Annotated in this window: 17 protein-coding genes and 1 tRNA gene; 14 read left to right on the top strand and 4 right to left on the bottom strand. The window is 44.1% G+C overall.

Going from position 1 to position 25,585, the window contains the following annotated elements:
- The first annotated feature begins 75 nt into the window (after positions 1-75).
- The 5 genes from B0E43_RS12490 (at position 76) to B0E43_RS12470 (ending at position 6,580) form a co-directional block, all read left to right on the top strand.
- Complete coding sequence (locus B0E43_RS12490; RefSeq protein ID WP_077350185.1) at positions 76-1,176, top strand: acyltransferase family protein; 1,101 nt, start codon at positions 76-78, stop codon at positions 1,174-1,176.
- 28 nt (positions 1,177-1,204) lie between these two features.
- Positions 1,205-2,212 carry an N-acetylglucosamine kinase gene (locus B0E43_RS12485; RefSeq protein WP_077350183.1) on the top strand — a complete coding sequence of 336 codons (1,008 nt, stop codon included), beginning with the start codon at positions 1,205-1,207 and terminating at the stop codon, positions 2,210-2,212.
- A complete protein-coding gene (locus B0E43_RS12480) occupies positions 2,184-2,921 on the top strand; it encodes a sugar isomerase domain-containing protein (protein WP_077350181.1) in 738 nt (245 codons plus the stop codon). Before B0E43_RS12485 ends, B0E43_RS12480 begins: the two co-directional genes overlap by 29 nt.
- Positions 2,922-3,063: 142 nt before the next feature.
- A complete protein-coding gene (locus B0E43_RS12475) occupies positions 3,064-4,320 on the top strand; it encodes a sugar MFS transporter (protein WP_077350179.1) in 1,257 nt (418 codons plus the stop codon).
- A gap of 142 nt (positions 4,321-4,462) precedes the next feature.
- Positions 4,463-6,580, top strand: coding sequence for a PQQ-dependent dehydrogenase, methanol/ethanol family (locus B0E43_RS12470; protein ID WP_077350177.1), 2,118 nt, complete (start codon positions 4,463-4,465; stop codon positions 6,578-6,580).
- An 89-nt stretch (positions 6,581-6,669) separates the two neighbouring features.
- Here B0E43_RS12470 and B0E43_RS12465 read toward each other — a convergent pair whose 3' ends face one another.
- A complete protein-coding gene (locus B0E43_RS12465) occupies positions 6,670-9,738 on the bottom strand; it encodes a FlgD immunoglobulin-like domain containing protein (RefSeq protein WP_077350176.1) in 3,069 nt (1,022 codons plus the stop codon).
- A gap of 175 nt (positions 9,739-9,913) precedes the next feature.
- Here B0E43_RS12465 and B0E43_RS12460 point away from each other — a divergent pair, with 175 nt between their 5' ends.
- The 6 genes from B0E43_RS12460 to B0E43_RS12430 all read left to right on the top strand — a co-directional run bounded on the left by B0E43_RS12460 (position 9,914) and on the right by B0E43_RS12430 (position 17,503).
- Positions 9,914-10,201: a Dabb family protein gene (locus B0E43_RS12460; protein WP_077350495.1), complete on the top strand. Its 288-nt coding sequence runs from the start codon at positions 9,914-9,916 to the stop codon at positions 10,199-10,201.
- Between the two features lie 202 nt (positions 10,202-10,403).
- Complete coding sequence (locus B0E43_RS12455) at positions 10,404-12,434, top strand: M13 family metallopeptidase (RefSeq protein ID WP_077350174.1); 2,031 nt, start codon at positions 10,404-10,406, stop codon at positions 12,432-12,434.
- A 53-nt stretch (positions 12,435-12,487) separates the two neighbouring features.
- Positions 12,488-13,219: a carbohydrate-binding protein gene (locus B0E43_RS12450; protein WP_077350172.1), complete on the top strand. Its 732-nt coding sequence runs from the start codon at positions 12,488-12,490 to the stop codon at positions 13,217-13,219.
- A gap of 305 nt (positions 13,220-13,524) precedes the next feature.
- On the top strand, positions 13,525-14,991 hold the full coding sequence (locus B0E43_RS12445; protein WP_077350170.1) for a DASS family sodium-coupled anion symporter: 1,467 nt from the start codon (positions 13,525-13,527) through the stop codon (positions 14,989-14,991).
- A 397-nt stretch (positions 14,992-15,388) separates the two neighbouring features.
- Complete coding sequence (locus tag B0E43_RS12435; RefSeq protein WP_077350166.1) at positions 15,389-16,825, top strand: sensor histidine kinase; 1,437 nt, start codon at positions 15,389-15,391, stop codon at positions 16,823-16,825.
- A complete protein-coding gene (locus tag B0E43_RS12430; protein WP_077350164.1) occupies positions 16,826-17,503 on the top strand; it encodes a LytTR family DNA-binding domain-containing protein in 678 nt (225 codons plus the stop codon). It begins immediately after the preceding gene.
- Between the two features lie 18 nt (positions 17,504-17,521).
- Here B0E43_RS12430 and B0E43_RS12425 read toward each other — a convergent pair whose 3' ends face one another.
- Positions 17,522-18,403, bottom strand: a complete 882-nt coding sequence (locus B0E43_RS12425; RefSeq protein WP_077350162.1) for an AraC family transcriptional regulator — start codon at positions 18,401-18,403, stop codon at positions 17,522-17,524.
- A gap of 131 nt (positions 18,404-18,534) precedes the next feature.
- Between B0E43_RS12425 and B0E43_RS12420 the strand changes: the two genes are divergently transcribed.
- From B0E43_RS12420 to B0E43_RS12410, 3 genes are all read left to right on the top strand, one after another.
- Positions 18,535-22,035, top strand: coding sequence for a PVC-type heme-binding CxxCH protein (locus B0E43_RS12420; RefSeq protein ID WP_077350160.1), 3,501 nt, complete (start codon positions 18,535-18,537; stop codon positions 22,033-22,035).
- Between the two features lie 2 nt (positions 22,036-22,037).
- Positions 22,038-22,898: a sugar phosphate isomerase/epimerase gene (locus tag B0E43_RS12415; protein WP_077350158.1), complete on the top strand. Its 861-nt coding sequence runs from the start codon at positions 22,038-22,040 to the stop codon at positions 22,896-22,898.
- 243 nt (positions 22,899-23,141) lie between these two features.
- Complete coding sequence (locus tag B0E43_RS12410; protein ID WP_077350156.1) at positions 23,142-24,260, top strand: Gfo/Idh/MocA family protein; 1,119 nt, start codon at positions 23,142-23,144, stop codon at positions 24,258-24,260.
- Positions 24,261-24,518: 258 nt separating this feature from the next.
- Here B0E43_RS12410 and B0E43_RS12405 read toward each other — a convergent pair whose 3' ends face one another.
- Positions 24,519-24,887, bottom strand: coding sequence for a hypothetical protein (locus tag B0E43_RS12405; RefSeq protein ID WP_077350154.1), 369 nt, complete (start codon positions 24,885-24,887; stop codon positions 24,519-24,521).
- Positions 24,888-25,455: 568 nt separating this feature from the next.
- Positions 25,456-25,528 (bottom strand) — tRNA-Thr (locus tag B0E43_RS12400).
- Between the last annotated feature and the right edge of the window lie 57 nt (positions 25,529-25,585).

Below are 25,585 nucleotides of genomic sequence, written 5' to 3'. Positions count from 1 at the left end.
TGCTGCTTGCTTTAATCAACAAAGTAATAAAACAATACATCCTGCATTTTCCCCTTAAAGTTAAGTATACAAAAAATGGAGATTAAAAGACTGGTATCTCTTGATGCCTTCAGAGGCTTTACCATTGCCGCAATGATTCTGGTAAACTTTCCCGGAAAAAGGGATCACGTTTTTGCTCCTTTGCAGCATAGCAAATGGTGGGGAATCACATTTACAGATCTTATTGCTCCATTTTTCCTTTTCACCGTGGGTGTTTCCATAGCCTTGGCTTATACCAGGAGATTGGAAGCGGGCAGTAAGCCACAGGAAATGTATAGCAAACTGTTTATCCGAGCCGTCAAAATATTTGCTGTGGGCATGTTCCTCAATTTATTGGGGATTATCGGCGATTTCAGTTGGGAAGAATTACGCTGGACGGGCACCTTGCACCGCATTTCCATTGTATTTCTCGTTTGCGGCCTGCTGTTTTTGCATACAAGTTGGAGAATGCAGGCCGTTATTGGCGCGGTTACCTTGGTACTGTATTGGCTGGCCATGATGCTTATTCCAACGCCTGGATATGACCAAGCCATGCTTGAACCCGGTGTTAATCTTGCTGCATGGGTTGATCAGCAATTGCTTCCCGGAAAAATGTGGCAGGGGACCTGGGATCCGGAAGGCATTCTTAGCACATTCCCTTCTTTTGTTACCGGTATTAGCGGCATGCTGGTAGGAAGGCTTTTGCTTACCAAGAGCCCTATTGAAACCAAAGTGAACCAGCTTTTCTTCTGGGGATTTGTCTCCTTTGTGCTTGGAATTCTATGGAACTGGAGCTTTGGTTTAAATGAAAACCTCTGGACGCCTTCATTTGTCCTGTTTACTTCAGGCATGGCAAGTTTAACCCTAGCCTCCTGCATCTATGTAATTGACATGAACAAGCATCAAAAGTGGGCTCAGTTTGGGGTAATCTATGGTATGAATGCCATCACCGTGTACGTTTTGGCAGATGTGTTCGCTATCCTATTTTATAACATTTCCTTGGGAGGCGAATCCCTTAACATGCATTTCTTTAATGCACTTACTTCAATTGGCCTAGCGCCTAAAATTGCCAGTATGCTGTATGCTTTGCTTTTTGTCGGCATCAATTTTATCCCGGCATTGATCCTCTTTAGGCGAAAGATATTTATCAAACTATAAGCAGGTTTGATTTCTGATCGATAGGAAAATGGAAAAAGCCAGGCTCAAATACAGCTCATCAGATTTGCTTTGCGGCATAGATGGTGGCGGCACCACCACCAAAGTGGTGGTGTGCAACCGTGAGGGAGAAATTGTTTATTCGTATCTCACAGGTACCATCAATCACTATGGGGCAGGAATTGAGACCGTGAGAGAGAACTTTCAAGGAATTGCCTCAGCCCTGACCGCTTATTTTGGATGCCTTCCTGAAACAATCTTTACAGGCAATTCAGCTTTAAGCCATAAGGTGAGCCAAGAAATTATTCAGGATCTTACTGCAGGTGCATTTGGAGCTTCGATTGTACATTTTCATTCTGATGTGTATATCGCCTTGCTTGGCCATACACTTGGCAAACCGGGAGCGATGCTGATCGCCGGTACAGGCTCCATGGCCTGCGGCATCGATGCCAATGGAAATTACCATACGGCCGGTGGCTGGGGTCAGGTATTAGGGGATGAGGGCAGCGGCTATCACATTGCGCTTGAGGGGATGAAAGCCGCCTTACACACGTATGATGGCATGTCAAAGCCCACACAATTGACAAACAGGTTACTGAGCTTTTTTAACCTGAAAGAAATCCCTGAGATAATAAATAAAATATACTATCCACCGATCGAAAAAAGTGCCATTGCCGCATTTGCTACCGAGGTGGAGCAAGCCGCTAGAGTAGGGGATGCGGTTGCGATTGACATACTTGAACAAGAAGCTGTTTGGCTTTTTAAACTGGCCCGAACTATTGCAGACCGATGTGCCACGAAAAACCTTGGCTATTTTGGGAGTGTGCTAAATCGAAATGAAATAATCCTGTCACAGCTCAAAACGCACTTACAGGCTGAAGGCATTACACTTCAGCCTCCCGTATTGGACCCCGAGATTGGTGCGCTTATCGCAGCATTTGGCGAGGCAGGAATTCCGGTTATCCAAACAGTCATAGATAATTTATTGAACTATAAAATTGAAAATCAGGATGAGAAAAACATTCCAATACATAGCTAACATTCAGAAGCTGATTCAAAATGCGCTGGATACACAAATGGATCAGGTGGATCAAGCCGGTACCATAGTGGCAGACACAGTGATGAACAAGGGATTTGTTTACACCTTTGGCACAGGGCATTCGCATATGATGGCCGAAGAATTATTTTATCGGGCAGGTGGTTTGGCCAGAATTTATCCCATCCTCGAAGATGCCCTTATGCTTCACAATGGCGCCATCAAAAGCACCGAAATGGAAAGACTTGGCGGATATGCTGAACTTATCCTGGATAGGTTTGAATGTACGGACAAGGATTGCCTGATCATCGCTTCCAATTCCGGGCGGAATGCTGTGAACATTGAAATGGTCCATGCAGCCCATAAAAAAGGCATGAAAGTAATTGCCTTGACCAATCTGACCCATTCCAAAGCCCAGCCGTCTCGCCACATTTCCGGAAAGAAGTTGTATGAGCTGGCCGATGTGGTCATTGACAACCAAGGCTGCCTCGGTGATGCTTCCATACCAATTCCTGAAATCAACCGAAGTATTGCGGCAACGTCTACCTCAATTGGCGCGATGCTTTTGCATGCTGTGGTAATATCTGCAGTGGAACAAATGATTGAAATAGGCCATCTGCCTGAGGTCTTTTCCTCGAGCAATCTGGATGAAGGGGATGCGATTAACAATGAAATCCTAGGCAAATACAAACCTATCGTGAAGCCGCTCTAATCGAGCAATCACGCTAGACGATCTAGGAGCTTAATCAAATGAGTCTGGAAAAAGCCAACATCATTTCGATTGAACACAGCTGATCTGGCAGGTAAATAGAAATGGGGAAGAAATAAAGTAAAATACTATATACCAATGAATTATGCAGAGTAATAAAATCGGCAACTTGAATTATAACATATTAATTATCGGTGCGCTTTTTTTCGTTTTTGGCTTTGTTACCTGGCTGGGTTCTGTATTAATACCCTATTTCAAAATTGTTTGTCAGCTTTCTACCTTCGATTCTTACCTGGTAGCCTTTGCATTTTATATTTCCTATACCTTCATGGCCATTCCTTCAGCTTGGGTATTACGAATAACAGGTTCAAAAAAAGGAATGTCCTTGGGACTTCTGATCATGGGAATCGGGGCAATTCTATTTGTGCCGGCAGCGCTCACACGTTTGTATCCCTTGTTTCTTACAGGCCTATTTATCCAGGGCGCTGGTCTCACCATTCTTCAATCAGCTTCAAATCCCTACATCACGAAATTAGGCCCACCAGAAAGTGCTGCTAAAAGAATCAGTATAATGGGTATTTGTAATGGTGTGGCAGGGGTGCTTGCTCCGTTGATTTTAGGTGCTATCATCCTAAGCGATGCCGATTCAATCCAGCAAAAAATAGACTCCCTTTCTTCTGCGGCCAAAATCGCGGAACTTGACTTGCTGTCTAGCCGGGTAATCATTCCTTACATCTTGATGATGGCTGTTTTAATGATTCTGTCTGTAGTTATTTATTATTCTGCACTTCCGGAAGTTGATACAGACGAAGAAGATGAGGCCACCGGAATAGCCAATGTCAATAAGAAAAGCATTTTCCAGTTTCCGCATTTGTTGCTTGGTGTACTTACTTTGTTCCTGTATGTAGGAGTAGAGGTCATTGCCGTGGATACTGTTTATGGATACGCTACTTCACAAGGTGTGGCTGCTTCAAAGGCATCCTTTTTTGCGAGTTTCACTATTCTGAATATGCTGATAGGATATGTGATAGGCATTGTCTGCATTCCGCGTTTTATCAAACAGGACACAGCCTTGAAGTTATCTGCACTGGCTGGAATTCTCTTTGTAGGTTTGGCGCTGATGACTTCCGGAATGGTGTCGGTCGTGTTTATCTCAATGTTGGGCTTGGCCAATTCTTTAATCTGGCCTTCCATTTGGCCATTGGCAATTGACGGATTAGGCAGATTTACAAAAACAGGATCTTCCTTGTTAATTATGGCAATCGGCGGTGGGGCCATCTTACCCTTATTGTATGGCTATTTTGCAGAGAACTATTCAACACAAGGTGCCTATTTCATGATTTTGCCCTGTTATCTGGTAATTTCTTTTTACTCTTCTTATGGGCATAAAATCCGTACCTGACAGTCAATTCAAAACCATTAAATTGAACCAAAAGCCCAACTAGGAAAGGGGAGGACGGATTCACGCCTTTTGGTTAGTTATGTTTATATTGTTTTGAACATTTTATCCCGCATTAAAGCCCCAACCTTTAAAATCAAATTTTATGCTTAAGAAATTTTATGCTGGTGTACTTTTCATTTCCATCATCAGCTGTGAAGAAAAAAAGCCTGTCGGCTGGATTGATTATGAGCGATTAGCTAACCGCGAAGCAAAAGACTGGTTGACGCTGGGAGGGGATCACATGATGCAGCATTATTCTCCACTCAATCAAATCAACAAGGAGAATGTGGACGAACTGGGCTACTCTTGGGAATATGATGCCAGCACAATTATTGGCAATGTGCCCAGAGGTTTGGAAGCAACTCCAATAGTGGTAGATGGAATCATGTACACGTCCGGCGCATGGGGAGCTGTCTACGCGATTGATGCAAAAACAGGAAAGCAATTGTGGATATACAAGCCAGAAGTGGACGCTTCCTACGGACGGAGAGCTTGTTGCGATGTTGTGAACCGTGGCTTAGCTGTGTGGGAGGGAAAAGTTTATGTAGGAACCCTCGATGGCTATTTGGTTTGCCTTGATGGCGAAAATGGTTCGGTGCTCTGGAGTAAAGATACGTTTACCGATCGCAGCAAAGCCTATACGATCACGAGTCCGCCCCAAGTGGCCGGAAGCATTGTGATGATTGGAAATTCCGGTGGCGAATATGGCGTGCGGGGATATATCACAGCCTACGATTTAAAAACGGGAGAGGAGAAGTGGCGCTTCTGGATTGTTCCCGGTGACCCGGCCAAAGGCCATGAAAGTGAGGAAATGGAAATGGCCGCTAAAACTTGGGATCCCAATTCCCATTGGGAATCCGGCATGGGCGGAACAGCTTGGGGCGAATCGGCTTACGATCCTGAATTGAACTTATTGTATGTAGGAACCGGAAACTCAACGCCTTATCCGATTTGGTTTCGTAGCCCTGCCGGTGGTGACAATTTATTTCTCTCTTCCATTCTCGCGATCAATCCTGACAATGGAAAATTAGTGTGGCACTATCAAACCACACCGGCTGAGATTTGGGATTACACTGCCACGCAAAATATTGTTTTAGCGGATGTTGACATCGAAAACAAGCCCAGAAAGGTTTTAATGATGGCGCCTAAGAATGGATTTTTTTATGTGATGGACAGAGCAACGGGTGAACTCATCTCAGCAGAAAAATATACCAAAGTCAATTGGGCCAGTCATATTGATATGGAAACCGGGCGACCGGTATTGACAGAAAATGGACAATGGTACAAAGACAAACCCAGACTCGTAATTCCGTATCTCGGTGGCGGGCATGTGTGGCAACCGATGGCCTTCAATCCAACCACAGGATTGGTGTATATCCCTGAGCGAGCCGTGCCACAGGTGTTTAAAAGTTTTGAAACCTACACCTGGCTGCCTGATGTGGACAACACCAATCTTGATTATGCCAACATGTACAAGTTCCGCGAGCATGTACTGGACCAGGTAAAGTCAGCAGAAGATACCATTCGATCCGAAAGTTTATTGGCTTATGATCCGGTGGCACAAAAAGTAGTTTGGAAATTCCCAGATGGGGGACCTGATGGTGGAGTGATGGCAACACCTGACTTGGTATTTCAGGGAACACGCACCGGATACTTCAATGTGCATGATGCCAAAACGGGCGAGAAATTGAAATCCATATTCACAGGCACGGGAATTATGGCTGCTGCAACCACGTATAGCATCGATGGAGAGCAATACGTAGCAGTGATGGCAGGCTATGGCGGGGCAGAAACCTATGGCTATTTACCAGATGCGGCTTTCTTTCAATATGAAAATAAAGGCAGGATCATCGCCTTTAAACTAGGTGGAGGAGAAACTCCACTGCCTCCAAAGCAAAAGAGGATTGAAACTCCGGAACCGCCTGTGATGGAAATCAAGGAGGAACTCATCCCCAAAGGAGCTTCGCTTTACAAATTCTATTGCACGACCTGTCATGGAGAGTTTGGTGATCTTCATGCTTCCCAGCACCCTGACCTTGCAAAATTGACTTTGGCAAAGCATACGGTTTTTAATGATATTCTATTGAAAGGAATCCTATCACCAAACGGAATGGCCAACTTTAGTAATTCACTTAGCGAGGAAGATGTGGAAGCTATCCATCATTACTTGCTAAAGCAACAGACTGAATTATATAAGAAAGAGCAGGCTATTAAGCAGTAGTTTAGCTTTTAGTTAGTAGAATCAGAAATTAAAAAAAGAGGTTTTCCTTTCCGGGAAAACCTCTTTTTAAGTCTGAAATCGGACGGTTCTTACTTTTTTTCAATCGAAATCTTTTGGGGTAATTGCCCATTCAGGCTTTTCAAATCCCCATTTATGATTTGATCAAGCTTTGACAAATGACCGGCTAGTTCCTGCGACAATTCTTCAAATACCACATAAGCAGCATCTGTTGGTTTTGCCTGACCGTTTTCCACACTTCGTTGCAAAGAAGCCAAGCGATTGTTCAGCTTGATTGGGAAGTTCAAAGGATCCTGAGGGCTTTGATTCTGAACCTGGTACAAATCTTCCTCTATCAGTTTCATTTTTTCCAGCATAGCAGCAAGTTCAACACTGATCTTCGGGTCCTGAGCGTTTTCAAATTGCTTCGCCTGCTCACGTACTTTTCGAATAAGAATTACTGCCTCGTTGGCTTCAGAAACCTTATTCCGGATTTGAAGGGCCAGATCAAATTGCTTTTGCAAATCTTCTGCCGTTATCCCTTCCAGATTCGGATCCATCTCAAGTTCGAAAGACGTGCTTTTTTCGACACCTCCAGTTTTGAGACTCACTTGATATTCTCCAAGTGGAGCCAAAGGACCTCGCTGTGGTCTGGCACTCCAGATGATCATTCCGTCAAAAACGGTAGCTCCAGGATATCGCATGTCCCAGGTAAAAGTGTTCAAGCCCTGATTAGTAGCAGGAGTACTCTTATCAGTTTTCCCTTTTTTGCCAGTATAAGTAGTGATCAGATTTCCTTGAGCGTCTTTTATTTCAATAGTTACGCTATCCGCCTCATTTGGCAAATAGTATTGAATCGCTGCATTATAAATTCCCCGAATCGGATTTGCAGGTTTGAACAAAGCCACTTCCTTTTTTGAATTCACATCCATTGCTTCACGCAATGGTCGGATATCATCCAAGATCCAGAAACCTCTACCATGGGATCCCAACACGACATCGTCATTTTTCAATACCAAATCCCTGATCGGCGTATCCGGCAAATTCAACTGCAATGACTGCCAAGCTTCACCATCATTAAAGGAAACATAAACTCCATGCTCAGTCGCCAAGTAGAGTAATCCCGGCTTTACCAAATCTTCTCTTATCGCTCTGGCAAAATGCCCGTCTGCGATGCCATTTACTATTTTAGTCCAGGTTTTACCATAATCTGTCGTCTTGAACACATACGGTTGACGATCATCCACCTGATAGCGATTTGCTGCCAAATAAACTGTTCCGGGTTTGAATTTTCCTTCGTCCAGGATTTCGATTCTGGAGTACTGAGGCAAGTCTTTCGGAGTAATATCAGCCCAGCTTTTTCCGCCATTTCTGGTAATAGAAACTTTCCCATCATCGGAGCCAGCCCAGATTGTATTTACATCGTGACCGGATGGTGCCAAAGCAAAAACAGTCCCGTAAATCTCCGGTCCATTCATGTCTTTGGTGATTTCACCACCTGTTATTCCCAAAGTCTCCGGGTCTGCAACTGTCAGATCAGGACTGATTTTTTCCCAGGTTTGGCCATCGTTGGAAGTTTTCCATACATGCTGAGAAGTGGTGTACATGATCGATGGATCCAATGGGGAAAACATGATCGGGAATGTCCATTGCCATCTTTCCGGAAGCGCAGAGGCTGGTTCTCCGGAGAAAAATCTCGGGTACACCTGAATATCCCGGATTTGACCGGTTCTTCGATTGTATCGGGTCAACAAAGCTCCCTGACTTCCGGAATAAAACACATCCGGATCAACAGGGCTTTGAGTGATCCAACCGCTTTCTCCGCCGCCAACTTCATAGTGCCAGCCATGACCGGGACCTTCACCGAGCTTATGTTGCCATCCATCACTAGGCATTGCAATCGTCGTATTATCCTGCTGAGCTCCGGCGACATGGTACGGAACATCACTTGTAGTCATCACGTGATACAGTTGTGTCGTCGGATAGTCTTCTTCGGTCCAAGTCTTTCCGCCATTGATACTCACGACTCCGCCACCATCATTGGAACTGATCATTCTCATGGGATCATTTGGGTCTATCCACAAATCGTGGTTATCGCCATGCGGCACTTTGATTTCTATGTCAAAAGTTTTTCCGCCATCTGTTGACTTAAAAAAATCAACGTTCAAGCAATAGACAGTTTCTTTATCCAGCGGATCAGCGTAGACCCGTGAGTAATAGAAAGCCCGCTGCCGAAGCTTGCGCTCCTCATTCACTTTTTCCCAAGTCCATCCGCCGTCGTCCGATCTGAAAACGCCGCCTTCATTTGCCTCAACAATTGCCCAGATTCTGTTGGGATCGGCAGGGGAGACCGTTACCCCAATCTTTCCAATCGGGCCTTCCGGCATTCCCGGATTTTCGGTCAGATCAATCCAGGTATCTCCGCCATCCAAAGATTTGAAAAGCTTGCTATCCGGGCCACCGCCCCACATTTTCCAAGATTTTCGGTACACTTGCCAGGTCGAAGCATAAAGAATATTTGGATTGGTTCGGTCGATGATCAGATCAGCTGCACCGGCTTTATCACTTACGAAAAGTACTTTTTCCCAGGTGTTTCCTCCGTCTTTGGAGCGGAAGACGCCACGTTCTTCATTTTCGCCATAGGGGTGTCCCAAAGCTGCCACGTACACGATATTCGGATTGGTAGGATGGACTCGGATTCTGGAGATAGCCTGGGTTTCTTTCAATCCCAAATGCCTCCAAGTCTTTCCTCCATCAGTGGTTTTATATACGCCGTCGCCTTGGGTAATGCTTCCTCTCAGCTGAGTCTCGCCGCCGCCGATATAGACGATATCGGGATTGGTTTCCGCTACGGCAACTGCTCCGATACTGGAGGAACTGATTTGACCGTCGGTTACAGGAAACCATTCATTTCCACCGTCCACGGTTTTCCAGAGACCTCCGCCGGTGGCTCCAAAATAGTATTCATTTGGTCTTCCCGGACTTCCGGCACTCCCAAGAGAGCGTCCGCCACGGTTGGGACCAATATTTCTCCATGTATAACTTTCATAATAAGAAGGATCGACGACGGGCTTTTGGCTCTGCGCCAAAAGCTTTTGATCCGGCTTAAAAAGCCCTCCGGCGAACAAAGCCAGGGCTAGAATTGAATAGTATTTCTTCATAAGGATAAGTTGGTGGTTGAAGTTGAAAATACAAATTCACTTGGAAGGATCGCCCAAGAGTTTTTCAAGTGGCTGGAATTCATTACCTATGAGAGAAACGAAGGAGATAAGGTGTTGTGCCCAAAACTTTTCATTTTTGAAATCACTTATTCCAAACATTTATAAAGGAAAAAATATGATTCGGCACTCAGTAGTATTCAAACTCATTCATTCCTCAGGTTCACCGGAGGAAAGGGAATTTTTGGATGAAGCGGTGAAACTTAAATCCGTTCCTGGAGTCATGAAATTCGAAGTAATGAAACAAATCAGCTCCAAGAACCCATACAACTTTGGAATCTCGATGGAATTTGAAGATCAGAAATCCTATGATTTCTATACCAATCATCCGGATCATATCCGGTTCGTACAGGAAATTTGGATTCCAAATGTGGAAATTTTTATGGAAATCGATTATCTGGTTTAGGAATCCTAGACCGTAATATAGGGGTGGGGCAGGAATTCAAAGGAAATTCCCATCATTGGAAAACTTGAGATCGAACTAGCGATGATTTTCACCCGCCTTTTAAATCACCTATTATCCACCTAAAAGACTGGTTCAAAATATCATATAAACACTTCTTGCAGCTTGATTATTTTTAGTCAACTTCAAGCAAACCCCCAATCAAATGAGAAATTACCTTTGTTTCCCCCTGATTATTTTTGCTTTGGCTTCTTGTGGCAAATCGGAAACCTCAGAAGATCAACCTGTCCGTGAATTTGTTGAAGTAGCTGGAATTGACCAAAGCATTAAACCTGGCGACAATTTCTTTATGCACGTCAATGGCAGATGGTACGACACTGCCAGAATTGCTGACGATCAGGTGGGGGTGGGGTCCTATTCTTTTTTGAATATCCCACAGCGCCAGCTTTTGGAAAATATCCTGGAAGAAGTCTCCGCCCAAACTCATCCAATTGGCAGCAATGAGCAAAAAGTAGGAGACTTCTATGCATCCGGAATGGCTACCGAAGTGATCAATGCGCGTGGATACGAACCAATCCAGCCACTCCTCAATGAAATCGACGGGATTCAGGATATCTCAAGCTTGATGAATTTTGTTACGACTCAGATCAGCCAGGGTAATAATTCCATCATTGGAATGAACGTCTCTCCGGACCAGGAAAACAGCAGCATCAACATCCTGCATTTTAGCCAAGCCGGTTTGGGTTTGCCGGATCGGGATTATTATTTTAAAACTGACTCCGCCACCATCGGAATTCAAACCGCATACAAAACCTATATCGCAACACTATTTGAACTCACCGGAACAAGTCAGGCAGATGCCCAAAAGAATGCGGAAGCGGTGTATGCGATTGAAAAATCGTTGGCTGAATCCCATAAAACCCGGATCGAAAGGAGAGTGGTCAAGGAGAATTACAACAAAATGGCTGTTTCTGAATTGGATTCAAAAATGTCCACTATAGACTGGAGTAAGTTGCTGAATCAATTGAATCTGAAGGCCGATTCCGTGGATGTTCGCCAGCCTGCATACTATGGCAAACTCAATTCTTTGTTAAATTCTGTCAGTTTATCAGATTGGAAAACTTATCTGAAGGCCAACTCTTTGGTTACTTATGCGAGTGTGCTGAGTGAGCCTTTTGAAGCTGCCAGTTTTGAATATGAAAAAGTTCTGCTTGGCCAATCCAAACAGCTAACTCGTGCCCAACTAATGGTCAACAAAGTGGATCGTCAATTGGGATTTGCTTTGGGTCAGTTGTATGTGAAGGGTTATTTCAACGAAGCCGCTAAAAAACGGATTTCGGACTTGGTAGACAACTTTCAGAAAGCTTTTGAAACCCGCATCAAGCAACTGGACTGGATGAGCGACAGCACCAAAACCAAAGCGATCGAAAAGCTTTATGCCATCACCAAAAAGGTTGGGTATCCTGATGTCTGGAGAACCTATGATGCGGTGACAATTGACCGGGAGAAGTACTTTGAAAATGTCGTGGCACTGATGGAAAACGACTATCAGTACCAAGCAGCAAAACTCAACAAAGCGCCAAACAAGGACGAGTGGGGGACGACACCTTCGACGGTTACCGCCTATTACAATCCTTCGCTGAATGAAATCGTCTTTCCTGCCGGCATATTGCAATACCCGTATTTCGATCTCTATGCCGATGATGCCATCAATTACGGAGGGATTGGGATGGTCATCGGTCACGAACTGACGCATGCATTTGACGATCAGGGAGCACAATACGACAAAGACGGCAATGTCAAAAACTGGTGGACAGAAGAAGACTACGCCAAGTTCAAGGCCAAAACTCAGCAACTGACCGAGCGATACGATACGTTCACCGTCCTGGACAGTGTGCCTGTAAAAGGTGCGATGACAATAGGCGAAAATACCGCCGACAATGGCGCACTGTATATTGCTTACGAAGCTTTTAAGCTTACCGAACAGGGACAGGACACCACCAAAATCGACGGCTATACGCCGGATCAGCGCTTTTGTCTTTCGGTTGCAAGAATCTGGAGAGTTAAAACCCGGGATGAATTTATGCGCAACTATGTGACTACCAATTCGCATTCCCCAGCCATTTGGCGAGTCAACGGTCCGCTGATGAATTTCGATCCTTTTTACACTGCCTTCAATGTGCAGCCTGGTGACAAGAATTACAAAGCGGAAGAGGAAAGGATAAAGATTTGGTAAATTTTAATAAAGGGGAATTTAAAGAGTACTGAAAGGCCATTTGTTTCAATACTATGAAAGCAAATTTTAGATTAAATTCATTCCAAAATAGCAGCATACATGCACTTTCCTGCTTCCGACTGCTTTTCAAATTCTTTTACCTAATCATTTTCAGTCTATTTTTTGCTTGTAATGGAAAGCTGGAATCTGCTGCCTTTTTAAAAGAAGATGGAACTCCGGTAGACCAAAGGATTCCTGGTAAAATTCAGTTGGAATTGTATGATCTGGGTGGTGAGGGAAAAAGCTATCATGACGTTGATTCTACCAATAGAGGAAGTGGTGGATTGAATAAAGGAAGCGATTATTTCAGCAGATTTCGAATCGAAGAAGGCGTAGATATTTCCTATAGTAAGCATCGTGATAGCATTGACAATTCGAAGTATAATCTGGTGGCTCAGGGAGTAAATCAGTTATATGTAGGTTGGACTGAACCAGGAGAATGGATCAATTATACCATAAACGTTTCCGAAACAGGAAAATATCAGGTGGGCTTAATGTTTACTTCCCGGTACGATGGCAAAGTCAGGATTAGTACAGAAGCTAATGATGCATTCGTAGATCTTTCCGTTCCCTCGACCTATGATGCGGAGGATCCAATCGATTGGAGGCAATGGCACCACTGGAATTACCTGGATGACCTGGGAACAATAGAGTTGAAAAAGGGCCCTCAGGTAATCCGACTGACTACCCTGGAAAAAGGAGAAATGAATTATGATTATTTGAATTTTCAACTTAAAAATCAATAAGCCGTTGCGAATGACTTTGTAAGGGATTACGAAAGCAGAATAGAGGAAGGAAGTACGCTTCTTGATAAGGCGATGTTTGTCTCCAACAGTAGGGAAATTGCTACATGCTCTATGAGGAAATCTTGGCTTTGTGTCCAGCTTGGGGAGAAATCCTTCATGTTGCCGAATGAGTTGATCTCTTTGCTTTTTTAATTATTATGTTATATAATTTACATTATGTTAAATAGATTTTTTAACCTCTTCCATTTTCTTTTTTTATCTTCCCCATTCAAAACCTATCCGCTCAACCACTATCCAGCCTTTAGATGAATAATTGGCTTCCCCGATTGGGACTTTACTTTGGCCCTGTATCATTTCTATTCATTCTTTTTTTTATTGATTCTCCAGGATTGAATCCTCAGGCCCAAGCCATGCTGGCTCTTACTGCTTGGATGGCAATCTGGTGGATCTCTGAAGCTTTGCCTATCGCCGTCACTGCCTTTCTTCCTTTGGTCTTTATGCCTCTTCTAAGCATTCTCCAAATCGAAGATGTTTCTTCCAATTACATGCACCCCACGGTCATGCTATACATGGGCGGTTTCCTTTTAGCAACAGCTATCGAAAAATGGGGCCTTCACCGTAGAATCGCACTCAGTATTATCCATCTTATCGGCACGGATCTCAGAATGATTGTCTTGGGATTCATCGTGGCCACCGGATTTATTTCTATGTGGATCTCCAATTCCGCCACAGCCTTGATGATGTTACCGATTGGCCTGGCGGTAGTAAATCAGGTAAAAACTCAATTGGCTAACTCCAATGAACTGGTTTCTGAAAGTTTCGGCAAAAATATCATGCTGGGAATTGCATACAGTGCCTCCATTGGCGGTTTGGGAACAATCATCGGTACTCCGACTAACTTGGTTTTTGCCGGAGTCATTGAGGAGTTATATGATTATAAACTTGGGTTCATCCAATGGATGATGTTTGGTGTGCCACTGGTAATTGGCCTGATCCTAATTTGCTGGTTTTATCTGGTCAATTTTGGAAACAAACTGCCAAAAAATTTTAGTATTCCCGACGGGAAAAGCATCATCAGGAATCAACTAAAGTCTCTTGGAAAAATCACTTTTGAAGAAAAAATAGTCTTGATTGTGTTTGGGTTGGTTTGTCTGGCGTGGATAATTCGTGGGTTTGTTTTGGACCAATTAATTCCGGGAATTGATGATACCATTATTGTTTTGATTGGAGTGGTTTTGGTATTTGTGCTCCCCTCTTCCACTCCCGGAGAACGGATTTTGGATTGGAAAACAGCGGAGCGGATCCCTTGGGGAGTATTGATTTTGTTTGGTGGAGGATTGGCTTTAGCAGAGGGATTTAAAGTTACCGGACTTGCGGATTGGATTGGATCCGGATTTTCTATGATAGAAGGACTTAACTTTTTCCTGCTTTTACTGATCATCGTAGCTTCCGTGGTATTTCTTTCGGAGGTGACTTCCAATGTTGCGACAGCTGCTATGATTCTGCCGATATTGGCCTCAGTTGCTTTGAAATTTGATCTTAACCCTCTGGGAATCATGGTTGGTGCCACGATCGCCGCAAGCTGCGCTTTTATGCTCCCGGTGGGTACTCCGCCAAATGCAGTTGTTTTCGCATCCGGATTTCTTCAAATCAAGGATATGGTAAAATCAGGATTCTGGCTAAATGTCACCTCAATTATTCTGATTACCCTAATGGTTTATTTTATTCTTCCAGTGATTTGGGGAATTGAGTTGGAAGCTTATCCTTTTTAAGTACGATTTAAGAAGTACGATTTACGAGCTTTCGAAGAGTTTTGAAGTTTGCTTTAGGAATTATCGCCTTTGTGGCAAAATCCGAAATCCGACATCACATATCCGAAATCAATTCCATCCCTAAAACTGCCCTTTTCGTCACATTTTTTTGATTGCCGTTGGAGTGAAGCCTAATCTTGGTTCAAGTTTTTACCACAAGAAAACTAAACCAACTCTTGAACTCCTCCAAGCCAACCGTGAAACACAAAAAAATCTATTACCTCCTCATTGCAGCAGGGATTTGCTACAATTTGTTCTTGGCCTTTTCGGCCGATGCTGCCCAAAATCAATCCCAAAAAAACGCAGCTTCCCAGACACAGCTATCCCCCACCTTTAAATAAACCTTAATTTTGCCCTAATGAAATCCAAAAGTCTTGATTTTCGACAGATCGAATGGTGGGTCGTCACCGCCGCCTTCTTATCGATCATTTTATTCAACTTATTCCTCTTTAGCCCCGGTTTCCATGAAACTTCAGGATTTGAAATCTTCCGATTTGTCGCAAGATTGGCCATTCCACTGACGCTGTATGTGTCCTTCCACCTGGTTCATATGGTGCTGATTCCCAAATATGAACGAGAAAAAAAACCGGCATTGCCGATTATATTTTCCATTCTGATTGCAGCGGCATCTCTTCTTATTTGTGCTATTCTTGCCTATAATACCGAATTGACTCATGCGCCTTTTCCAACTTTTTACCTTGGGGTCGTAGGCATTTACGTCTGCTATTTGATTGGAGCCTTTATTTTGGAGCAAGCGCTCACACCTCCCAAAATCAGGGATTTCCAGATCTATAACATCATCCGGTTGGTCTTTATCTACCTGTTCACCATCCTATTCTTGATTCAGCTGTTGGATATCACAAATCCTGGACCTTTGGTTGTCTTCGGAATGGTAGTACCAGGGCTGCTCTTCTTGGGGCTTTACCATTATTATTTTATATACAAAAATATAGAGACAGGTAAAATCAAACGATCCAGGTGGTTTACTTATGGTCTTGCTGCGATGATCCTCTTTGTGTTTATGGTGATTTCAGTTGAAAGCAACCACTCGGAAGAGATTTTCTTCCTCGGAGGGATTCCTTCTGTTGCATTTTTATTGGTGATCTTATTCCCCCTGGCCACGCTAATCTTCAGAAAGTATGATTCCTACATCGGAAATTTGGGCAAAATCACCACACTGACTTATCAAGTAGACCATGGCAACGCCAGCATGGATTTTCTCCGATCCCAGATCAACCCGCATTTTCTTTTCAACGCGTTGAATACGCTCTACGCCAGTGCGTTGATGGAAAATGCTGAAAAAACCTCCGACGGCATCCAAAAGTTGGGCGACATGATGCGCTTTATGCTCCATGAAAATCAGCTTCCCCAAATTCCGCTTTCCAGGGAAATCAACTACCTGAGAAATTACCTGGACCTGCAGATGCTCAGATTTGGTGCCCAGAATAATCTGGAAATTGACATTCAAATCAACGAAAGCAATTGTGCCGGTGACATCGCTCCGATGCTGTTGATTCCGTTTGTGGAAAATGCCTTCAAACATGGAATCTCCGCCAAGGAAAAATCCTGGATCCGCCTTAATTTGAGATGCATTTCAGGTTCGGTGCATCTCGATCTGGTCAACAGTACACATCCCGAAAAACCTGCCTCCGAAAAATCTCAGGAAGAATCCGGAATCGGTCTTGAAAATGTCCAGCATAGACTTCAATTGATGTATCCCGATCGTCACCAGCTCAATATTTTCTCCAACGACACCGACTTCTTTGTCCATCTTTCCATCCAATTGAAAAACTAGATGATTTCGGCAATTGCCATTGATGATGAATCCTACGCCTTGGAAGTGATCAAATCCCACGCTTCCAAGGTGCCTTTTCTGGAACTCAAAGCCACCTTTACCGATGCGGTCCAGGGACTAGAATACCTGAAAAATGAGCCTGTCCAGCTCGTTTTTCTCGATATCAATATGCCCGATATCTCGGGGATCGACCTAGCCGCCCTGCTTCCCAAAGAAACATTGGTGATTTTTACCACCGCCTATTCTGATTATGCGGTGAAAGGATTTGAACTGAATGCCATGGATTATCTCCTGAAGCCTTTCAATCTAAGCCGATTTTTGAAAGCTTGTCAAAAAGCCCAGGAATGGATCGAGCTTCAACCCAAAGAAATTCCGGTGTTTTTATTTGTCAAAACCAGCGAAGGGCAAATCCGGGTGGATTTTTCGGAACTCTTATATTGTGAGGCAACTGGAAATTATGTGACTTTTCAGCTCCAAAATCAAAAAATTCTAAGCCGGATGACACTTTCGGAAGTTGAAAAACTCCTTCCTCCATTTTTTATCCGAACACATCGGTCATTTCTCGCCAATAAAAACCTGGTATCCAAAGCTGAAAGGCACCAGCTACACCTGCTGGGATATACAGTTCCAATCAGTTCTTCCTTTTTGGATGCAGTAATGGAAAATTTGAAGTCCTGAACACTTTCAGACTGCCTTTCAACTAAACAGCAAAGTATTCAAAAACTCTTTTCTGTATTCCACAGGTGTCTTTTTCACCCGATCCTTGAAAAGTTTGTTGAAATTGGACAAGGTGAAAAACCCGCATTCGTAGGATATCTCACTGATGTTCAGGTCTGTTTCATGCAAAAGTTTGCAAGCGTGGGAAATCCGGACATCAGTCAAAAAATCAGAAAAGGATTTGTTGACCCTGGATTTGAAAAACCGGCTAAAGGCTGATACCGATAGATTTGAAAGTTGGGCTGCTTCCTCCAAACTTACCTTTCCCTGGTAATTCTGCATCACATATTCATAGACTTGACCCATTCGGTCCTTTTCGGATTCCTTGTTGGTATTGATATAGGCAGCGTCAGCGATCAATTTACAATCCGTGGAATCTGCGATCGTTTGAAGGATTTTGAGTAAATGGATGATGCTTTTCACTCCTTTCATGTCCAGCAATTCTATCATCATTTCCCTGACCAATAGATTTGTCTTTCCCTTGATCTCAATTCCACGAACTGATTTCTTGAGCATATTGGAAATACCTTCAAATTCCTCCAGCTGGAAAACCGAATTATTCAAAAAATTATCCGGCAGATAAACCACGATTCCGTGAGTTGTCATCTTGTTTTCCGGAATGTGGTAGACTTTGTCATTTTTCCATAAATGTGGAAGATCCGGGCCGGTCAAAACCATATCCTCTTCCCGGAAATTCTGCATATGATCGCCAATAAAACGGGTACCCCTACCCTTCAGTACTGTAAACAATTGGTATTCAGAATGAAAATGCCAATTAACATCAAAGTATGGGGCGATCAATTCCTTGACTACAAATGCCTTTCCTTCTGGAATTCTGGATTTTTGAAAAGGTGTTTTCACTGATTTCTGCTCTTTTTGTTGAAATAAGATTTACAAATTGACAAAAAACAGTCATAAATCAAGGTAAAACAGTAAGAAAATCTTAGCCTAAATGGGGAATATTAGGTTCCAAAAATTTGTAAGCCCAAAGCATGACCAATTTTAAAAACCCGGGAAGCTACTGCCTTCTCCTACTCACCGCCCTCACCCTTTTAGTTTCCTGCGGTAAAAAAGAAACTTTCCTTTCCATGACTGAGCCAAGAAGGGTAGAAATCCTCGTTTTGGGACATGAAAGTGAGCATCACAACTCCGAAAAGCTGATGATGTATTTGGAAACCCCGCTTTTCCAAAAGGGAATCAACCTCACCTACACCACAGATCTCAACGATCTGAATGAGGTGACTCTTTCAAACTATGACGGTCTGATGATCTACGCCAACCATGAGCAGATCAGTCCCGAACAGGAAAAAGCACTCAAGGATTACATCCAGGGCGGAAAAGCCCTGATCCCGATCCACTCCGCATCGTTCTGTTTCCAAAACTCAGAATGGTACATCAGTGCTGTTGGAGGACAATTCAGCACCCACGGCACGGGTGATTTCACAGTTGATATTATCGACGCTGAGCATCCGGTGATGGCAGGAATCGAAGAGTTTGAAACATGGGATGAAACCTACGTTCATGCCAAAGTTAATCCAGACAAAACTGTGCTGATGGAACGTGTGGAAGGCGACAAAAGAGAACCTTACACCTGGGTTAGAAATGAAGGTGACGGAAGGGTTTTCTATACTGCCTACGGTCACAATGAAAAGACCTGGGAAAAGAAAGAATTCCAGGAATTGGTCGCCAACGGGATCCTTTGGGCAGTCGGAGACAAAGTAAATGAGCTTTTGGCAGCGTATGAAATTCCCACTCCGGAGTTTCAGGATGCTGTAATTCCAAACTATGAAAAACGAGATCCGGCACCGAGATTCCAGTTGCCGCTTTCTCCTGAGCAAAGCATGAAGCTGATTCAGGTTCCTGTAGGTTTTGAGCTGCAGCTTTTCGCTTCTGAACCAATGATCATCAATCCCATTTCGATGGCATGGGACGAGCGAGGAAGATTGTTTGTAATCGAAACGGTCGATTATCCAAACGAGGTAAGAACCGAAGGCGGGAATGATAAAATCAAAATCCTGGAAGATACCGACGGTGACGGCAAGGCCGATAAAGTGACTGTTTTCGCAGAAAATCTGAATATCCCTACCTCAATCATGGCTGTAAATGGTGGCATTTTGATCTCCATGGCTCCAGATTTTATCTTTCTTAAGGACACAGACGGAGACGATGTGGCAGACGTCAGAGAAGTAATCATGACCGGTTGGGGCAAAAGCGATACGCACGCCGGACCTTCCAATTTGAAATACGGATTTGACAATAAAATCTGGGGAGTCTTAGGTTATTCCGGCTTCAATGGAGAAGTAAGCGGCGTCAAGCATCAATTTGGCCAGGGCGTTTATCGTTTCTCACCTAGCGGTGATAATCTCGAATACCTTGGAAATACCTCCAATAACACCTGGGGACTTGGTTTTACAGAAGATTTTGAAACCTTCATCTCCACAGCCAATGGCCAGCACAGTGTCTACTTCTCCATGGCAAACAATTACCTGAAGCGTCCGATTTTCCAGGGCTCAGCCAATACGGTTCATGGGATTGATTCACATTATGACATGCCACACATCACTCCTTTCCTGAGACAGGTGGATTGGTTTAATGGCTATACTGCTGCAGCTGGACATAACTTCTATACTGCAAGAAGCTTTCCTCAGAAATATTGGAACAGAATTGCATTCGTGGCAGAACCAACCGGAAGAGTCCTTCACAATGCAATCATCAATCCGGAAGGATCAGGGTATAAAGAGAAAAACGGATTTAACATTCTAGCAAGTTCTGACGAATGGTTCTCCCCTGTTCACGCCGAAGTTGGTCCTGATGGGGCTCTTTGGGTAGCTGACTGGTACGACTTTATTATTCAGCACAACCCCACTCCAAGAGGATTTGAAAACGGCGCTGGTAATGCTTACATCAACCCCCTCCGGGATGCCAATCACGGCAGAATCTATCGAATGGTGTACAAAGGCGGTGAAGATTCAGAAACCTTTGACCTGAAAGATGCAAGTGCCAGCGAACTGGTAAAAGCATTGAAAAGTGAAAATATGTTTTGGAGATTGACCGCACAGCGTTTGATTGTGGAGACCCAAAACAAAGAAGTATTACCTGAACTTTATAAAATCATCGCCACCGAAACGGTGGATGAAATCGGTCTAAATGCTCCAGCTGTCAATGCGCTTTGGGCACTTCATGGCCTTGGTGAACTCAATGGAGGAAATGCAGAAGCTGAGCAGGCAGTCACCAAAGCACTTAGCCACCCTTCTGCAGCAGTTAGAAAAAATGCACTCAGAGTAATTCCAAGAAATGAGGCTTCACTAAGTTCTATTTTGACTTCGGGTATTTTGAACGATGCGGATCTTCACACCAGAAAGTATGCTTTGCTGGCTGTTTCGGAGATGCCATTCTCTGAAGAAGCTGCAAAAGAATTGGTCAAAGTAGCGGATGCGGCAGAAAACGGAACTGATGCCTATTTGCCTCAGGCTGTTTTTGCAGCGGTTTTGGCTCACCCGACTGAATTTGCAAAACGCGACAATACCAATGCGCTTCAGGCCGCACCTGATGCTGAGTTTTCTCTGGCAGACCGGATCAGCCGCAGCTTAGTCGCTGAGCAATATCCTTTGGATTCACGTAACTCTATCCTTTTCCCACCTGAAATTGCCGGAAAGGAAATTGCAATCCGCATGATAGTTTCCAAAGGCAATAATCCAATGGATGGGATTTTGGTCGCCCATGGAAATAATACCAATGGCTACAGCTTATATATCTTTGAAGATGCCCTTCACTTTGCGGTAGCACAGGATGAAAAACTCACCATCATCAGTACCAAAAAACCACTTCCTGAGGAGCAGTTCACCATCGATGCCACCTTGGTAGAAGATGGAAGCATGAGTTTGAAAATCAACGGGGAAGAAATTGGCAAAGCCAAAACCAAAGGTCTATTCGCTGAAGAGCTTTCTCCAAGAAGAGTTCGTGTAGGCCAAAATGATTCAAGAAATCAAATTGGAAAATATGTGGGAGGCTGGATGTTCTCAGGAAGAATAAGCAACAAATCCACCCTTGCACTCAAAAAACCGGGAGCTGACATTCAACTGATGGCAGATGCTGAAGCAACTCCTGGAGTAAATGGCACCACAGTCATCAAATTGGGCGTGATCCCACATGAGATGAAGTTCAACAAAGCCTCTTTCACCGTTAAAGCAGGTTCTCAGGTGACCATTGATTTCGAAAACCTCGACTTCATGCAGCACAACCTGGTAATCGGTCAGAAAGGAGCAATGGAAACAATCGGTGCTGCAGCTGATGAATTAGCCAGAGATCCAAAAGGTGCCGAGCAAAACTATGTGCCTAAAATCCCTCAGGTCATTGCAGCCACCCGGTTGGTGACTCCGGAAGGGAGAGAGTCGATCGTCTTCACTGCTCCTACCGAGCCTGGAGAATATCCATTCGTCTGCACCGTACCGGGTCACTGGAGAATCATGAACGGAATCATGAAAGTAGAGTAGTCATGGCTTTGAACGTCAAATTCGCAGTCAGTACCTGGCTTTGGACTTCTCCTTTCAACAAAGAAACAGTCTCTCTTTTCCCTAAAATCAAAAGCTATGGATATGATGCTGTGGAGATTCCGGTGGAAGACCCCGCATTAATCGACATAGAATTGGTAAGAAAAGCACTTTCGGATAACGGGCTCAGTCCCGTTATCTGCGGAGCTTTTGGAACCAGCCGTGATCTTACCAATGAAGATCCTGCATTCCATAAAACCTGCTTTGATTACCTGGATGCCTGTTTTGAAATCGCCTCCGAATTGGAAGCCGGATTTGTCGCTGGCCCCATGTACTCAGCAGTGGGAAAAGCAAGATTGGTTTCTCCTGAGCAAAAGAAAATCGAATGGAATCGGGCGGTGACCAATCTCAGGAAAGTCTGCAACCGCGCAGGTGAATTCGGTTTGGAGATCGCAATCGAGACATTAAACCGCTTTGAAACCGACCTGATCAATACCGCAGCAGAGCTCAAGCAACTCATTGACGACATCAATGAACCACAGGCCAAGGCGATCCTGGACGGATTTCACATAAATATCGAGGAACCGAGTATAGAAAATGCAATCAATGCCGTTGGGGACAAACTGATCCATGTGCAGGTTTCAGAAAACTATCGCGGCACTCCGGGCACCGGCCAAACCAACTGGGCGGCTTGGAAACGGGGCCTTGAGGCAATCAATTATCAGGGAGTGATCTCTATCGAAAGCTTTACTCCTGAAATTAAAGAATTAGCCGGGGCTGTTTGTATTTGGAAACCACTGGTTCCGAGCCAGGACGGCTTTGCAAAAGAAGGACTGGAATTCCTGAGAAAATGGGCTGCGGAGTAAAAAAGCAGGAAGACCGGAGACAGAAGACCGAAGTTGTTGAAAATTTCAATTCTTAATCGCACTCAATTAAACTACCCAATACTAAAAATCAATTTAAAAACATGAATAATATCTTCGGGAGGCAGTTTTTGAACCAGATTATATTTCATAATTCAGCTTTCTGATTTTGAATCTTCGGTCTTCGGTCCTCGGTCTTCCGTCTATTAATTCATCCCTTTTTTAAACCCAAAACACTATTTACCCATGAGCAAAAAACCAATCAACATCGCAATCGTCGGGCTGGGATTTGGAGCGGAGTTTATCCCGATTTATCAAAAGCATCCCCTGGCAAACATGTATGCGGTTTGTCAAAGAAATAAGGACAAAGCCGAAGAAATCGGCAAGGCTTTCGGCATCGAAAAGGTTTACACCGATTACGATGAACTTCTGAAGGATCAAAATGTCGACGCGGTTCATATCAATACTCCCATCCAAAATCACGCGGAGCAATCCCTAAAAGCCCTTCGTGCAGGCAAACACGTGGCTTGTACGGTTCCAATGGCAACAACTGTCGAGGAATGCCGGGCAATCGTCGAAGAAACAGAGCGGACCGGTTTGACTTACATGATGATGGAGACGGTGATTTACAGCCGGGAATTCCTCTTTGTAAAGGAAATGTATGAGAAAGGCGAACTGGGCAAAATCCAGTTCCTCAGAGCTTCTCATCAGCAAGAAATGGCCGGATGGCCGGGGTATTGGGAAGGCCTCCCTCCTATGCACTATGCCACACACTGTGTCGGACCAGTCTTGGCTTTGCCAAAAGGACAGGCGGAATTTGTGTCTTGCTTAGGTTCAGGTAGAATAGACGAAAACCTGATTCCAAAGTACGGTTCCCCATTTGCCATCGAAACCTGCCATATCAAGTTGAAGGATTCTGATTTGTCTGCTGAGGTGACCAGATCCCTTTTCAATACCGCCAGACAGTATCGGGAAAGCTTCGATGTGTATGGCTCCAAGAAGTCCTTTGAATGGACTTTGGTTGAGCACGAGGATTCCGTGATTCATACCGGAGAAAGTCCGGAAAAGGTCAAAATCCCGGATTATGCGCACTTGCTACCAAAAGAGATCGCTTCATTCACCACACAAGGCGTGTATGACGGAGATGACAACCAACACCTGTCATTTATCCAGGGTTCCGGTCACGGAGGTTCGCATCCGCATTTGGTCAATGAGTTTTTGAATGCTCTGACAGAAGGCCGAGCCCCTTATCCGGATGCAAGACAATCTGCCAACATCACCTGTGTGGGGATTTTGGCTCATGAATCGGCGATGGAAGGCGGAAAAATCAAGTATCTGCCGGAATTCACGATCAGCAAGAAGTAAACAGAAAAGGCCTGGAATCCACTTCCAGGCCTTCATTTTTTAACCTCTAAGTACGCTAAGGAACACGAAGGAATTTTAACCACAAAGTTCTCAGAGGAAAGAGTTGGAAGGATTGATCTTTAACAGAACCTCACAACTTTCTGGCAGAACTAGCCTTTTTCAAGAACACCAAGGAGAAAAGCTGAAGCTTTTCATTGAGGTTACTCCTCTCTTGCATCTTGATTCTTGTGTCTAAATTCTTCCGTCTTCCGTCTTCTCTTACTTCACCCTCTTAGCTTCTGCCGTAAACATATCCATCAAAGATCCTGAAGCGCTTTCATCATCCACTTTTTTCAGGCTGACATACACATCATAGCCAGTGATATTGAAATAGGCAGTCAGCACATCTTTAGAAATCATGACAGAACTCATTTCTTTCTCAGTACCGGATTGATCTTCCATAAAAAAGCCTTTGGTCTTGCCATCGACTGTTTCGAAGCGCATCGGGATAACGGCAGTGCCCTGAGGAGTATCCTTTACGGTAACAGCCCATTTGCCCTCAAAATACTCGGGACTGAGTGGCTGGCTCAGAAAAAGGGAGGAAACCAGGGAAAGTTGAAGGATCAGAAGTGTAACAAGTGTTTTCATAAGGAGTTTGGTTAGAATTGAATTAGAGAAAGATAAGAATTTATCTCTTTTGGCAATAGTGTATTGGATTGATGGAGTAATTGAATTTATACAAGCAATTGAATTGCCTCCAGCTTCAGCTGGGGGATGGAAGAATAAAGTACTATCCTTTTGGAATGGGCTAAAGCACCATTCCAATTCATAGCCGATAAATTCCAAACCATAAATTGCCGCCTGCTTTAGCTGGAGGTTAAAATAGATCCAAAAATTTTTGGGGCTTTAGCCCAATCGATTACCCAATCTTGGGCTAAAGCCCTTGAAGGGTTGGTACTATCCTTTTGGAATGGGCTAAAGCCACATTCCTATTCATAGCCGATGAATTCCAAACCATGAATTGCCGCCTGCTTTAGCTGGCAGTTAAAATAGATCAAAAAAATTTTGGGGCTTTAGCCCAATCGATTACCCAATCTTGGGCTAAATCCCTTGAAGGGTTGGTATTATCCTTTTGGAATGGGCTAAAGCCACATTCCAATTCAAGGCCAAAATGATACAAAAAGCAAAAAACCACTCATTTCTGAGTGGTTTTCTGAGCCCCTTGCCGGGATCGAACCAGCGACCTACTGATTACAAGTCAGTTGCTCTACCAGCTGAGCTAAAGAGGCTTACTTTTAAGGTGGTGCAAATATAGACCTTCAGGCTATTTGCTCCAAACCCAAATC

Source organism: Algoriphagus sp. A40, assembly GCF_002002735.1.
Taxonomy (GTDB): domain Bacteria; phylum Bacteroidota; class Bacteroidia; order Cytophagales; family Cyclobacteriaceae; genus Algoriphagus.
The sequence above is the reverse complement of the archived record's forward strand: the minus strand, read 5'-3'. Positions and strand labels throughout refer to the sequence as shown.

Excerpts from the sequence above, each read along its gene's own strand:
- B0E43_RS12490 (WP_077350185.1), top strand. The coding sequence starts at position 76 with ATGGAGATTAAAAGACTGGTATCTCTTGATGCCTTCAGAGGCTTTACC.
- B0E43_RS12485 (WP_077350183.1), top strand. The coding sequence starts at position 1,205 with ATGGAAAAAGCCAGGCTCAAATACAGCTCATCAGATTTGCTTTGCGGC.
- B0E43_RS12480 (WP_077350181.1), top strand. The coding sequence starts at position 2,184 with ATGAGAAAAACATTCCAATACATAGCTAACATTCAGAAGCTGATTCAA.
- B0E43_RS12475 (WP_077350179.1), top strand. The coding sequence starts at position 3,064 with ATGCAGAGTAATAAAATCGGCAACTTGAATTATAACATATTAATTATC.
- B0E43_RS12470 (WP_077350177.1), top strand. The coding sequence starts at position 4,463 with ATGCTTAAGAAATTTTATGCTGGTGTACTTTTCATTTCCATCATCAGC.
- B0E43_RS12465 (WP_077350176.1), bottom strand. The coding sequence starts at position 9,738 with ATGAAGAAATACTATTCAATTCTAGCCCTGGCTTTGTTCGCCGGAGGG.
- B0E43_RS12460 (WP_077350495.1), top strand. The coding sequence starts at position 9,914 with ATGATTCGGCACTCAGTAGTATTCAAACTCATTCATTCCTCAGGTTCA.
- B0E43_RS12455 (WP_077350174.1), top strand. The coding sequence starts at position 10,404 with ATGAGAAATTACCTTTGTTTCCCCCTGATTATTTTTGCTTTGGCTTCT.
- B0E43_RS12450 (WP_077350172.1), top strand. The coding sequence starts at position 12,488 with ATGAAAGCAAATTTTAGATTAAATTCATTCCAAAATAGCAGCATACAT.
- B0E43_RS12445 (WP_077350170.1), top strand. The coding sequence starts at position 13,525 with ATGAATAATTGGCTTCCCCGATTGGGACTTTACTTTGGCCCTGTATCA.
- B0E43_RS12435 (WP_077350166.1), top strand. The coding sequence starts at position 15,389 with ATGAAATCCAAAAGTCTTGATTTTCGACAGATCGAATGGTGGGTCGTC.
- B0E43_RS12430 (WP_077350164.1), top strand. The coding sequence starts at position 16,826 with ATGATTTCGGCAATTGCCATTGATGATGAATCCTACGCCTTGGAAGTG.
- B0E43_RS12420 (WP_077350160.1), top strand. The coding sequence starts at position 18,535 with ATGACCAATTTTAAAAACCCGGGAAGCTACTGCCTTCTCCTACTCACC.
- B0E43_RS12415 (WP_077350158.1), top strand. The coding sequence starts at position 22,038 with ATGGCTTTGAACGTCAAATTCGCAGTCAGTACCTGGCTTTGGACTTCT.
- B0E43_RS12410 (WP_077350156.1), top strand. The coding sequence starts at position 23,142 with ATGAGCAAAAAACCAATCAACATCGCAATCGTCGGGCTGGGATTTGGA.
- B0E43_RS12405 (WP_077350154.1), bottom strand. The coding sequence starts at position 24,887 with ATGAAAACACTTGTTACACTTCTGATCCTTCAACTTTCCCTGGTTTCC.